11 protein-coding genes are annotated in these 12,828 nt (G+C 72.2%); 9 read left to right on the top strand and 2 right to left on the bottom strand.

Translation table 11 applies throughout. The features are described 5' to 3' along the window. The first annotated feature begins 78 nt into the window (after positions 1-78). The 8 genes from KIK05_RS03370 to KIK05_RS03335 all read left to right on the top strand — a co-directional run bounded on the left by KIK05_RS03370 (position 79) and on the right by KIK05_RS03335 (position 8,442). Positions 79-1,281 (top strand): cytochrome ubiquinol oxidase subunit I, encoded by a 1,203-nt coding sequence (locus KIK05_RS03370; protein ID WP_214409028.1) that lies wholly within the window; start codon positions 79-81, stop codon positions 1,279-1,281. 55 nt (positions 1,282-1,336) lie between these two features. Continuing rightward, positions 1,337-2,143 (top strand): cytochrome d ubiquinol oxidase subunit II, encoded by an 807-nt coding sequence (locus tag KIK05_RS03365; RefSeq protein ID WP_214409027.1) that lies wholly within the window; start codon positions 1,337-1,339, stop codon positions 2,141-2,143. Between the two features lie 7 nt (positions 2,144-2,150). Further along, positions 2,151-3,842 (top strand): thiol reductant ABC exporter subunit CydD, encoded by a 1,692-nt coding sequence (gene cydD / locus KIK05_RS03360; protein ID WP_214409026.1) that lies wholly within the window; start codon positions 2,151-2,153, stop codon positions 3,840-3,842. Next, positions 3,839-5,542, top strand: a complete 1,704-nt coding sequence (gene cydC, locus KIK05_RS03355) for a thiol reductant ABC exporter subunit CydC (RefSeq protein ID WP_250562185.1) — start codon at positions 3,839-3,841, stop codon at positions 5,540-5,542. The genes cydD and cydC overlap by 4 nt, the downstream gene beginning before the upstream one ends. Before the next feature lie 126 nt (positions 5,543-5,668). Further along, positions 5,669-6,364 carry a hypothetical protein gene (locus KIK05_RS03350; RefSeq protein ID WP_214409025.1) on the top strand — a complete coding sequence of 232 codons (696 nt, stop codon included), beginning with the start codon at positions 5,669-5,671 and terminating at the stop codon, positions 6,362-6,364. Continuing rightward, a complete protein-coding gene (locus tag KIK05_RS03345) occupies positions 6,361-6,792 on the top strand; it encodes a transcriptional regulator (protein WP_214409024.1) in 432 nt (143 codons plus the stop codon). Before KIK05_RS03350 ends, KIK05_RS03345 begins: the two co-directional genes overlap by 4 nt. Next, the gene (locus KIK05_RS03340) at positions 6,789-7,673 is read left to right on the top strand and encodes an ABC transporter ATP-binding protein (RefSeq protein ID WP_214409022.1); all 885 of its coding nucleotides are present in this window, start codon (positions 6,789-6,791) and stop codon (positions 7,671-7,673) included. The genes KIK05_RS03345 and KIK05_RS03340 overlap by 4 nt, the downstream gene beginning before the upstream one ends. A 31-nt stretch (positions 7,674-7,704) precedes the next feature. Next, positions 7,705-8,442: an ABC transporter permease gene (locus tag KIK05_RS03335; RefSeq protein WP_308249719.1), complete on the top strand. Its 738-nt coding sequence runs from the start codon at positions 7,705-7,707 to the stop codon at positions 8,440-8,442. 79 nt (positions 8,443-8,521) lie between these two features. Here the strand turns inward: KIK05_RS03335 and KIK05_RS03330 are convergent, their stop codons facing one another. Then, positions 8,522-9,859 carry a S1C family serine protease gene (locus KIK05_RS03330; protein ID WP_250562184.1) on the bottom strand — a complete coding sequence of 446 codons (1,338 nt, stop codon included), beginning with the start codon at positions 9,857-9,859 and terminating at the stop codon, positions 8,522-8,524. A gap of 371 nt (positions 9,860-10,230) precedes the next feature. Between KIK05_RS03330 and KIK05_RS03325 the strand changes: the two genes are divergently transcribed. After that, a complete protein-coding gene (locus KIK05_RS03325) occupies positions 10,231-11,238 on the top strand; it encodes a M12 family metallopeptidase (RefSeq protein ID WP_214409019.1) in 1,008 nt (335 codons plus the stop codon). Here KIK05_RS03325 and KIK05_RS03320 read toward each other — a convergent pair. Further along, complete coding sequence (locus KIK05_RS03320; RefSeq protein WP_214409018.1) at positions 11,190-12,728, bottom strand: acyl-CoA synthetase; 1,539 nt, start codon at positions 12,726-12,728, stop codon at positions 11,190-11,192. The two genes, KIK05_RS03325 and KIK05_RS03320, sit on opposite strands and share 49 nt — an antisense overlap. Positions 12,729-12,828: the final 100 nt, after the last annotated feature.

The raw sequence follows: 12,828 nt of genomic DNA, 5'->3' as shown, positions 1-12,828 counted from the left end.
CACATCCTCGTGACGCGAGCTTCTTGCAGGCTCAATATGTAGAGTTTCTACATATCACCCCCCGACGGAAGAGGAGACATGGACGTGCTCGACCTGGCCCGGCTGCAGTTCGCGGTGACGGGGTGCCTGCACTTCCTGTTCGTCGTGCTGACCCTGGGCCTCGCACCCCTCGTCGCCATCATGCAGACGAGGCACGCGATCAGCGGCAAGCCGGTGTTCGAGCGCATGACCAGGTTCTGGGGCCAGATCTATGTGATCAACTACGCGCTGGGGGTGCTCACCGGCCTGGTGATGGAATTCCAGTTCGGGCTGAGCTGGAGCGGCCTGACGCACTACGCCGGAGACGTCTTCGGCGCGCCGCTGGCGATTGAGACGCTGGTGGCGTTCTTCCTGGAATCCACCTTCCTCGGCCTGTGGATCTTCGGCTGGCACCGCCTGCCGAAGGGCCTGCACCTGGCGTGCATCTGGCTCGTGACGCTCACCGCCTACGCCAGCGCGTTCTGGATCATCGTGGCCAACTCGTTCCTCCAGCACCCGGTGGGCGCCGTCCAGCAGGGCGACCACCTGGCCCTGACGGACTTCACGGCCCTGCTCACCAACCCCAGCCTCGTCATGGCCCTGCCCCACATCATCGGCGCCGGGCTCTTCACCGGCAGCTTCGTGATCATCGGGGCCAGCGCCTACCAGCTGTTCCGGCGCACCCAGGAGCAGGAGTTCTTCCGCCGTTCCCTGCGCACCGGCGTGGTCTGGGCGGTGGCCGGCACCACACTGGTGGTCGGCTTCGGGTACGCCCAGTTCCCCATCGTCGGCCGGATCCAGCCGGACAAGTTCAACGGGGTGCTGCCCGGCAGCGCACTTGGAGGAATGATCCTCATCGGGCAGACGATCCAGCTGGTCGCCATGTTCGTCCTGCTCCCCCTGCTGATCGGCAACGTGCTCGCCCGCTCCCGCTGGATGCACCCGATCCTCATGCTCATGACGCCGCTGCCGTTCGTCGCGGCGATCCTGGGCTGGCTGGCCCGCGAGGTCGGCCGCCAGCCGTGGCTGGTGTACGGCAAGCTCAGCGTGGCCGACGCGATGACCCCCGGCCTCACCAAGGGCATGATCACCGCCTCCTTCGCCGCGTTCGCCGGGGTGCTCGGCATGCTCGCCGTGGTCGACTACCTGCTGATCGCGCGTGCCGTACGGCGGGGCCCGGGGGCCGTGCCGCTCGGCGCGGCGGAGCCCGCCGAGCCCGCGGAGGCCGCGGAGGCCGCCACGTCGCCGGCTCTCACCCTCTGACCTCTCCCCACCTGCCGGGCCCGCCCCGCCCGACGACCCCCTGAGGAGCTCCACCATGGAGATCATCTGGCTCGCGCTGTTCGCGGTGCTGCTGCTGGGCTACTTCGCCCTGGAAGGCTTCGACATCGGCCTCGGCATGATGCTCCCGGTGCTCACCCGCGCCTCCCTCCGCGCGGGAGTGCCCGGCACGCCCCAAGGGCACCGCGACCGCCTGGTGGCCGCGATGGCCCCGTTCGTCCTGGCCAACGAGGTGTGGCTGGTCGCCATCGCCGGCACGCTGGTCGGCGCCTTCCCCGCCCTGGAGGGGAAGGTGCTGAGCGGCCTGTACCCCGTCGTCGTCACCCTGCTGGTGTCGTGGATCGTCCGTGACGCGGCTCTGTGGTTCCGGCGCAGGATCGACGAGGTGAGCTGGCGGTCCTTCTGGGACGCCGCGCTCTGCGCCGGGTCCTGGGGGCTCGCCCTGAGCTGGGGCGTCGCGCTGGCGTCCGTCCTGCGGGGGCTGCCCGCGCAGCCGTTCGACCTGCCCGGCCTGCTGTGCGGCGCGGTCGTGGCCGCCGCCTTCGCCCACCACGGCCGCTCGTTCGTCACCTGGCGGTTCTCCGGCCGGAGCGAGACCGCCGCGGCCGGGCGGCGGCTGCTGCTGTCGGCCGCCGTGGCCGCCCTGCCCGCCGCGACGGCGTTCGCGCTGATCGTTCCGTCACTGCTCGTTCACGCGGCGCCACCGGCGACGCTGAATGTGCTCAGTATCATCGCGCTGCCGGTCACGCCCATCCTCGTCGGCGCGCAAGTATGGGTATGGCGCACTTTCGGGCCGGCCAGGTCCGCGGGCGCCGCCGCCGCCCGCATCCCGTCGTTCTTCTAGGGAACCGATGCACAAGGATCTGCTGCTGCTGGCCCGGACCGAGCAGGCCGTCCGCCGTCACCTGCTCGTGTGCGTCGCTGCGGCCGTGCTCGCCGGGCTGCTCGTCCTGGCGCAGGCCGAGTTGCTCTCCGGGGTGCTGTCGGGCGGCCTCGCCACGGCCGCCCTGCTGCCGCTGGCGGGCGTGGTGGTCGCGCGCGCCCTGCTGGGCGGGCTCCAGGGGGTCGCCGCCGGTCGTACCTCGACGGCCCTGAAGTCGGTGCTCCGCCACCGCCTGCTGTCCCGGCTGCGCGACCTCGGCCCCGCCCGGCTGACCGCCCACCGCTCCGGCGAGCTCGTCACGCTCACCGGCCGCGGGCTGGACGCCCTCGACCCGTACGTCACCGGGTACCTCCCCGCGGTCGCCGTCGCCGGGGTGGTGCCGATCGCCGTCCTGATCCGGCTGTTCGCGGCCGACCTCGGCACCGCGGTGATCGTCCTGCTCACGCTTCCGCTGATCCCGGTCTTCGGGGCCCTGGTCGGCTGGCAGACCAAGGCGGTCACCGAGAGCCAGTGGCGGGCCCTGTCGCGCCTCGGCGGGCACTTCCTGGACGTGGTGCGCGGCCTGCCCACGCTCCGCGCGTTCGGGCGGGCCCGCTACCAGGCCGAGGTGATCCGGCAGGTGGCCGACGCGCACCGCGCGGCGACGATGCGCACCCTGCGGGTGGCGTTCCTGTCCTCGCTGGTCCTGGAGCTGGTCGCCTCGCTGTCCCTGGCCCTGGTGGCCGTCCCCGTCGGGCTGCGGCTGCTGTCCGGCTCGCTCGACCTGCGCACCGCGCTCCTGGTCCTGCTGCTGGCCCCCGAGGCCTACATCCCGCTCCGGGCCATGGGCACCAGGTTCCACGCCGCGATGGAAGGGGTCGCCGCCGCCGACGAGGCCTTCGCCGTCCTCGACGACGCCACGTCCGGCGAGCCGCCGGGCACCGAGGGAGCCGCGGCGGAACCCGCCGGGCTCGCGCCCGGCGTGCCGGAGATCCGGCTGGAGAACGTCACCGTCCGCTACCCCGGCCGTGACGACGCCGCGCTCGACGGCGTGTCGCTGGTGGTCGCGCCCGGGGAGCGGATCGCGCTGGTCGGCGAGAGCGGGGCCGGGAAGAGCACCCTGCTCCACCTGCTCCTCGGCTTCGTCGCCCCCACCGAGGGACGGGTCCTCGTCGGCGGCGTCGACCTGGCGACGCTCGACGCCGGCCTGTGGCGGCGAAGGCTCGCGTTCGTGCCGCAGCGCCCGCACCTGTTCGCGACCTCGGTGGCCGACAACATCCGCCTCGGCTCGGCGGCCTCGGCGGAGGAGGTCCGGGCCGCGGCGACCGCGGCACGCGCGGCCGAGTTCGTGGACGACCTGCCCGAGGGGTACGACACCGTCCTCGGCGAGCGCGGGGCCGACCTCTCGGCCGGCCAGCGGCAGCGGGTCGCGCTCGCCCGCGCGTTCTGCCGTCCGGACGCCGAGCTGCTGCTCCTGGACGAGCCCACGGCGCGGCTCGACGGGCGGAGCGAGGCCGCGATCGTCCAGGCCACGCGCACCCTGGCGGAGGGCCGTACCGCCGTCATCGTGGCCCACCGGCCCGCCATGATCGAGCTCGCCGACCGGGTCGTCCGCGTCGACGCGGGGAAGATCGTCTCTGACCGCCTCGTAGGCGACCGGACCACGGAGGCCGCCCGATGAGCTCCCGCACCTCCTGGCTCGGCCCCGGCATGACGAGGAGGCTGCTGACCGCGGTGGCCGCGGGCGCGGCGGCCGAGCTGGCCGCGCTCGGGCTGATCGGCGCGGCCGCCTGGCTGATCACCCGGGCCGCCGAGCAGCCGCCGCTGGCCGCCCTGAGCGTCGCCATCGTCGCGGTGCGCGCGTTCGCCACCAGCCGCGGCGTGTTCCGGTACGCCGAGCGGCTCGCGGGGCACGACGTGGCGCTGCGCGCCCAGGCGACGACCCGCGAGAAGCTGTACCGGGCCCTCATCCCCTCGGGGCCGCTCGGCCACCGCGGCGCGGACCTGCTGAGCCGCATGGTCGACGACACCGACGCCGTCCAGGACCTCCTCGTCCGCTGCCTGCTGCCCGCCGTCGCGGCCCTGGTGAGCGCGGTCGCCGCGCTGACGGCGGCGGCCTTCCTGCTGCCGGCCGCCGCTCTGGCGCTGCTCGCGGGGCTGCTGGTGGCCGGGCTGCTGCTGCCCACGGTGACGGCCGCCGCCGCCCGCCGCTGGTCGGCCCGGCTGGCCCCGGCGCGCGCAGAGCTCGCGGCGCGGGTCGCCGACCTGGTCCACGGTTCGGCCGACCTGGCCGCCAACGGCGCCGGAGATCAGGCCCTCACCGCCGCGGCGGAGGCCGACGAGCGGCTCGCCGCGCTGGAACGGCGGCAGGCGCGGGCGAACGCCGCCGCGCTGGCGCTCGGCACGCTGGCGCAGGGCCTCACCGCCGCGGCGATCGTGCTCCTCGCCCAGCGCTCGGGCGTGGGGCAGGTCGCGACCGCCGTGCTCGCGCTGACCGCGCTGGTGTCGTTCGAGCCCGTCCTGCCCCTGGCCGCGGCGGGCGAGCGGTCGGCCGGGGTCACGGCGGCGCTGCGCCGGCTCGGCGAGATCCGCGCGACGCCGCCCGCCGTACCGGAGCCGTCCGAACCCGCCTCCCCGCCGCGCGCGCCGCTGACCGTCGAGGTCGACGACCTCGTCGTCCGGCACGCCCCGGGCCGCGCCCCCGCACTCGACGGGGTGTCGCTGAGGCTGACCCCGGGCAAGCGGGTGGCCGTGGTCGGGCCGAGCGGGGCCGGCAAGAGCACGCTGCTGTCGGCCCTGATGCGGACCACCGGGTTCGAGTCCGGCACGATCCGGATCAACGGCGTCGACGTCCGCGAGCTGTCCCCCGACGACGTCCGCGCGAGCATCACCGGCCTCACCCAGGACCCTTACGTGTTCCGCGCCAGCCTCCGCGACAACCTGCGGCTGGCCGGTCCCGAGGCCGGCGACGAGGAGCTGGCGGGGGCCGTACGGCGGGCCCGCCTGTCCGGCTGGGTCGAGCGGACCGGCTGGGACGCCATGCTCGGCGAGGACGGGCGCACGGTCTCCGGCGGGCAGCTCCAGCGTCTCGCGCTCGCGCGCGCTCTGCTCCACGACCCGGAGGTGCTGGTGCTGGACGAGCCGGCGGAGGCACTCGACGGCGGCACGGCGGACGCCCTGATGGCCGACCTGCTCGACGCCACCCACGGCCGTACCACGCTGCTCGTCACCCACCGCCTGCACGGGCTGGAGGGCGTGGACGAGATCATCGTCCTGGAGGGCGGGCGCGTGGTCCAGCGCGGCCATCACGACGAGCTGGTCACCGTCCCCGGCTACTACCGCGACCTGTGGGAGTCCGAAGCCCTCACCACCGCCGGCTAGAGGCCCCCGGGGGGCATTCCCTCGACCGCCCCTTGTGCGGTCTGCGGCGTTTCGGCTGGTTTACACTTCAAACCGGAGAGGTTTATGATTCAAACCAGTTTGTGATGCGGTACGAGGGAGAGTTCCATGCTGCTCGGGGACGCCGATGGTGGCCGTGGTGGGCTCGGTGGCGGCGCCGGCGGGCCGGGACGGGGAGACGAGGACGAGGGCGCACTCGGACTGGAGGAGAGCCTTCGGCTGATCGAGGGGCAGCGGGCGGTGACCGCACGCCGCCTGTGGGGCGGCACCGCGCTGTTCTGTGTGCCCTGGGGCGTCGCCTGGCTGGTGGGGTTCGGCGCGTTCTTCCTGCACTACGGCCTGTCCGAGCGGCCGTACGGATTGATCTCCGCGGAGGCGGCGACGGCCGTCCTCTTCGCCGCGCTCCTCCTGGCGCTCGTCGCCACGTGCTACATGGTCGCCAAGCAGGGCGCCCTCACCCGGGGCGTGTCCCGCCAGCGGGGAACCATGTACGGCCTGAGCTGGTTCTTGGCATTCGCTCCGATGTGGCTGATCGCGGGGCACTTCGCCCCGCTCCTGCACGACGCCGAGGCGTCCCTGCTCTGGGCGTCGCTGTCGGTATGGATCGTGAGCGTCCTGTCCATGGCGGGAGCGGCCGTCTGGCGTCACCCGCCGATGTTCTACCTCGGCGTCTGGATCGGCGTGGTCAACAGCGCCGGCGTGCTGGCGGGCCCCGGGTGGCACTCGCTGCTGTCCTCGATCGCGGGAGGCGGCGGGCTCATCCTGTTCGGGCTGCTCCCGCGCCTCGGGGCGGGGAAGGCATGACCGCCGGCGGCGGCTTCCCCGAGCTGGACCCGGTCATCCACGCCCAGGCGCGGCTGAGAGTGGTCACGGCGCTCTCCACGCTCCCCGAGGGGGATGAGATCACCTTCCCCGCGCTGAGGGACATTCTCGGCATGACGGCCGGCAACCTGTCGGTGCACCTTTCCAAGCTGGAGGGCGCCGGATACGTTTCGACCAGTAAGACCCACAGGGGCCGTACCCCTGTGACGTACGTCGCGCTCACCCGGCGCGGTCGCCTGGCGTTCGACGACTACACCACCGCGATCCGCGCCCTGCTCGACGCGGCCGGCACCGGAGCGGCGGGGGCCGCCTCCCCCGGCCCGGCCGCCGCTTCACGCATCTCCGGCACCGGCCGGACTTCACCATCGTCCGCGGACACCGACGCGGAGGAAACGGGGCACCCCTCATGACAGAGACGCTCGCCGGCGCCATCGGCGTCACACGCAGGTACGGGGACGTCGTCGCGCTCGACTCGATCTCGCTGGAGATCCGCGCCGGGGAGTTCATCGGCCTGCTCGGCCCGAACGGCGCCGGCAAGTCCACGCTGGTCAACCTCCTCGCGGGCCTGCGACGGCCCACGTCCGGCTCGATCACGCTCTTCGGCGGGTCTCCCCAGGATCCGGCGCGGCGCCGGTCCCTCGGCATCACACCACAGGAGACCGGGCTGCCCGCGACGCTGCGGGTGCGTGAATGCGTCGACTTCGTCGCCGCGCACTTCCCCGACCCCGTACGCCGCGACGAGCTGCTCGAACGCTTCGGCATCACCGAGCTTCGCGACCGGCAGATCGGCGGCCTGTCGGGCGGGCAGAAGCGGAAGATCGCCGTCGCCCTCGCCTTCGCCGGCAACCCTCGCCTCGTCCTGCTGGACGAGCCGACCACCGGCCTCGACGTCGAGGCGCGCCACGCCCTGTGGGACGCGGTCCGCGACTTCCACCAGGGCGGCGGCACGGTGCTGCTGACCAGCCACTACCTCGAGGAGATCGAGGCGCTCGCCGAGCGCGTGGTGGTGATCGGCCAGGGCCGGGTGCTCGCCGACGACACGATGGAGGCGGTACGGGGCATGGTCGGCGTGCGCCGGGTCAGCCTCACCGCCGCGCACCTCCCCGACCTGCCCGGCGTGCTGAGCACCGAGGCCGACGGGAACCGCGCCCACCTGCTGACCGCGGACGCCGACGCGCTGGTGCGCGAGCTGGTCATCGGCGGTGTGCCCTTCTCCGACCTGGAGATCCGCCCCACCACGCTCGAAGAGGCCTTCCTCACGATCACCGCCCGCCCCGCCGCGGTCGCCTGACGTCCCCGTCGTATCCCCCCAAGGAGTGCTCGTGTCACTCGTCCTCACGCACGCCAGGTACCAGTTCCTGGAGAGCGTGCGCGTCCCCATCGCGGTGATCGCCAACGCGTTCTTCCCCGCGGCCCTGATGCTGTTCTTCGTGGTGCCGTTCGCCGGCGACGACCCGGCGGCCGCGACGTTCGCGACCGCGGCGATGCTGACGTACGGCGTCATGCAGAGCAGCCTGTTCACCTACGGCGTCGGCGTCTCGGAGGACCGGGAGCTGCCGTGGGACCCCTACGTGCGCACACTGCCGACCGGGCCGTGGCCGCGGTTCGCGGGGCGGCTGATCACGGGGCTCGGCTTCCTCGGCATGGCGATCATCCCGGTCATCGTGATCGCGGCGCTGCTGACCAAGGCGACCACCACCCCGGCCGGGCTGCTGCTCGGGCTGGCGGCGCTGGCCGTGAGCGCGATCCCGTTCACGCTGCTCGGCCTGTTCATCGGGTACGCGCTGCGGGCCAGGGCCGCCCTCGCCGTCGCGCAGATCGTCTTCCTCCCGATGGCGTTCGGCGGAGGCCTGTTCAGCGGCCCGGGGCGGGCTCCGGCGTTCATCGAGACCATCGCTCCGTTCCTGCCGACCCGCGGCTCGGTGGAGCTGGTCTGGGCGGCGGTGAGCGATTTCACCCCGAGCGTGACCTCGATGGTGGCGCTGGCCGTCTGGACGGCGGTGGGGGGCCTGCTGGCCGTCCGGGCCTACCGGCGCGACGAGGGCCGCCGCTTCTCCTGACCCGGCCGGGTGCGCCTCTGACACGAATTCGCCGCCGGGCCCGCAGCGATCCCGGCGGCGAATCCCGTCCTGCGACGGCTCAGCTCGCGATGGTCTTCTCCGTCAGGGTGACGGTGGCCGTCGAGGGCGTACCGTTGCGGACGTAGGTCAGAGTGACCTTCGTGCCTGGTTTGTACCCACGAACGGCGCCCACCACCGTGTCCGCGCCGTCGACCGGCTTTCCGTCGATCTTGGTGATCACGTCGCCCGCCTTGAGCCCCGCCCGGTCGGCCGGGCTATCGCTCTGCACCGAGCCGATCACCGCGCCCTGGATGTCGCCGGTGGCGTCGGCGAGGTTGACGCCGAGGTAGGCGTGGGTGGCCTTGCCGCTCTTGATCAGCTGGTCGGAGACCTGCTTGGCGGTGTTGATCGGGATCGCGAAGCCGACGCCGATGTTGCCGTCGCCGCCGTTGGTCGCGATCGCGCTGTTGATGCCGATCACCTGCCCGGCCGCGTCGACCAGCGCGCCGCCCGAGTTGCCGGGGTTGATGGCCGCGTCGGTCTGGATCGCGCCGCCGATCGTCGTGGCGCTGCTCTGCTGCTGTTGCATCCGCTCCTGGCCCCAGCCGGGCGGGAACGGCTGCTGTTGCTGCTGCTGCGACTCCCCGCCGACGTTGACCGTGCGGTTCAGGGCGCTGATGATGCCGGCGGTCACCGAGCCCTCCAGGCCGAGGGGGCTGCCGATGGCGAGGACCGCGTCGCCGACCTGCAGTTTGTCGCTGTCGCCGAGCGTCGCCGGGGTGAGGCCGGAGACGTTCTGCGCCCGTACGACGGCGAGGTCGGTCGCGGGGTCGGTGCCGACGATGCTCGCCGAGGCGATCTTGCCGTCGCTGAACTTCACCTGGACCTTGGAGCCGTCCCCCGCGGCGGCGACGACGTGGTTGTTGGTGAGGATCAGGCCGTCGCCCGAGAGGATCACACCGGAGCCCTCGGCCTCGCCGGCGTTGCTGGTCACCGTGATCGACACCACCGACGGCTGGATGGCCTTGGCGACCGCCGCGATCGTGCTCGCGCTGGAGTTCGCCGCGGTCCTGATGATCGGGCTCGACGCCACGGTCCGGGCGCCCGCCGAGCTGGTCGCGACGAAGGCCCCCGCGGCCCCGCCGCCCACCGCGACGGCAACAAGGGCCAGCCCGGCCATCGCCTTGCGCCCGGTCGTCCACCACTGGGACGCCGCGGCACCGCTCTGGGCGGGCAGGGTCCGCGTGTCACCGGCGAACGGGTCGGAGGCACTCCAGCGGGGCTGGAAGGCGCCTGCCTCAGGCGGGGTCCGGCCGAACTGGGTCCATCCCCGCGAACCCGGCTCGCCGGCCGGAGTTGTGTTTCCCATCGTCTGCTCACGCGGGTCTTCGTTGTTCATCTCTTCCCCCAGGGTCATCCGCACTCGTCGCCATTCGCGACGGCCGGCTTCGGACCGGTAAAACAATGATGACAAGCCGCCGATAAGAACTGCCTAAGGCGTGACTGAACGTCTCCTGAAGGCCGCCCGGCCCTCTCGCCCGGCGTCCCTCCGGCCCCCGCCCGCCGGTCTCGCCGGCGGGTGACCCCGGCGGCGGTACGGCGTGCCGGCCGGGGTCCGCGACGGCAGGGCGACATAACGGCATTTCCCGGATTCATGCGCCGGTGTTCGGCGGCCTTTGTTCCGCGACGACGATTCCGGCCGTTTCCGGAGTGTCCGGCAGGCGCGCGGGTACGTTTCCCGAGCGGCCGATCACGTGGTGATCGTGCGCCGTTCTCGGGGGTATTCAAATGCGACATGTCATTGTTTTGGCGGTAACGCTCGCGGGGCTGGCGGCGGGCGTCCCGCCGGCCGCCGCCGGAGACGATCCTCTCGACACGCTGTGGCGACAGCAGGCCGAGCGCCCGTCCCACTCGATTACCGCCCCGGATACGAGCGGACAACTCCACACAATCGAGTACGTCCACATCGACGGGCACGCCGTGACGGAGGGTGACATCGTCATCGGCACCGCCGTCGACGCCGCGGCCGGAAAGATCCAGCTGCCCGGCATATTTCCCGACGTCACCGATGATTTCACCGGGGCGGCGAATGAGCCGCCGCCGATGCTTTCCCGCAACCCGCCACGTATGCGCGGCGGCCGCCGCGCCGTGCGGCCCGGCGGTTGCCGGAGCCGGGACGCTGGCGCCGCGACCACCCAGGCCGGCGCGCTCTGGCCGGAGGGGCGGGTGCCGTACGTCCTGTCGCCCGCGCTCTCGGCCGAGGCGCGCGAGGCGATCGCCCAGGCGATGAAGGACTACCACGACAACACGTGCGTGCGTTTCGTCCCCCGCACCAATGAGCCGGGCTTTCTCTCACTGGTTCCCGGCAACGGCTGTTACTCCTATGTCGGAAGGGTCGCCCCCGCGGAACAGGAGGTCTCCATCGGCCGGGGATGCGAACGCAAAGGCATCGTCATCCACGAACTCATGCACGCGCTCGGTTTCTACCACGAGCATTCCCGTTCCGACCGTGATTCCGCGGTCACCGTTCACCTGGAGAACGTCATGAAGGGGTACGAGGGGCAGTTCCAGAAGCTCACTCCCCCGCAGAACCGCCTTTACGGCGCCTTCGACTACGGCTCGGTGATGTTGTACGGGAGGAACTTCTTCAGCAGCAACGGGCAGGACACGCTCGTGCCGACGGCGCCGGCGCAGATCGGCCAGAGAATCGGTTTCAGCCCGGCCGACCTGGCCGCCGTACGAACCCTTTACGGCTGCCCGGCGCCCCAGTATTCGTCCCTGAGCAGCCTCTTGTAGAGCTTTCCGGTCGGATGGCGGGGAAGCTCGGCCCGGAAGTCCACCGACTTCGGGCATTTGTAGCCCGCGAGACGCGCCCTGCAGTACTCGATCAGCTCGGCGGCCAGGGCGGGCCCCGCCTCCGACGGGTCGACGGGCTGCACCACGGCCTTCACCGCCTCGCCCATCTCCTCGTCCGGGACGCCGAAGACGGCCACGTCCGCCACCTTGGGATGCACCGACAGGACGTTCTCGGCCTCCTGCGGGTAGACGTTCACCCCGCCGGAGATGATCATGTACGACCGGCGGTCGGTGAGGTAGAGGAAGCCTTCCTCGTCCAGGTAGCCGATGTCGCCCAGAGTGGTCCACCCCCGGCCCTTGGGGTCCTGCCCCGAGCGCGTCTTCTCCGGGTCGCCGTGGTACTCGAACCTCGGCCCCTCGGAGAAGTACACGATGCCGTGCTCCCCGGGCGGGAGCTCCTCGCCGTTCTCGTCGCAGATGTGCACCACGCCGAGCAGCGAACGGCCGACGGTGCCCTTGTGGCGCAGCCAGTCCTGCGGGCCGACGTACAGGAAGCCGTTGCCCTCGGTGCCCGCGTAGTACTCATGGACGATCGGCCCCCACCAGTCGATCATCTGCTCCTTCACCGGCACGGGGCACGGGGCCGCCGCGTGGATGGCGCAGGTCAGCGACGACAGGTCGTACCGGCGGCGTACGGGCTCGGGGAGCTTCAGCATCTTGATGAACATGGTCGGCACCCACTGGGAGTGCGTGACCCGGTGCCTCTCGATCAGCGCGAGCGCCTGCTCGGGGTCGAACCTCTCCATCACCACGACCGTCGCGCCGAACCGCTGGAACGTCATGCAATACCTCAGCGGCGCGGCGTGGTAGAGGGGCGCCGGCGAGAGGTACACCGAGTCGGCCGAGGGGGCGAACAGGAACTCCACGAGCTTCAGCAGCCCGCCCGGCGCGTCCAGCGGCGCCCCGCTCAACGGGGTCTTCACCCCCTTCGGACGCCCCGTGGTGCCCGAGGAGTACAGCATGTCCGCCCCCTGGCACTCGTCCTCGACGGGCACGGGCGGGTGCGCGGCCACCGCCGCCTCGTACGACTCGAACCCCGGCGCGAGGCCGTCCATCATCAACCTGAGCTCGACCTTGGGGGTGATGTCCGTGATCGAGGTCGCCACATCGGCGAGCGACGCGGAGGAGATGAAGACCCGCGCCCCGCAGTTGTCGACGATGTAGGCCAGTTCGTCGGTCTTCAGCCGGGAACTGATCGCCGTGTAGTACAGCCCGGAACGATGCGCCGCCCAGGTCACGGCCAGGAACAACGGGTGGTTCTCCAGCATGAGGGCGACGTGGTCGCCGGGTCCCAGGCCGGCGGAGCGGAAGAGCCGGGCGAGCCGGTTCGACTCCTCGTCCAGCTCCCGGTAGGTGACCACCCGCCCCGACCCCGCCATGATCACCGCAGGCTTGTCAGGCGTCCGCGCCGCGACTACTCCCGGATGCACAAACCGAACGCTACTCGGTACACCCCCTCCTGAAAAGCACCGCTCACCGCGCCGTGGGATGGGGTGCGGAAATGCCGGCGCCCTCGTACGACGATGGAGC

It is taken from the genome of Sphaerisporangium fuscum, assembly GCF_018531465.1.
Lineage (GTDB): Bacteria > Actinomycetota > Actinomycetes > Streptosporangiales > Streptosporangiaceae > Sphaerisporangium > Sphaerisporangium fuscum.
Note: the sequence above shows the minus strand (reverse complement) of the source record. Positions and strands in the feature narration are given on the sequence as shown.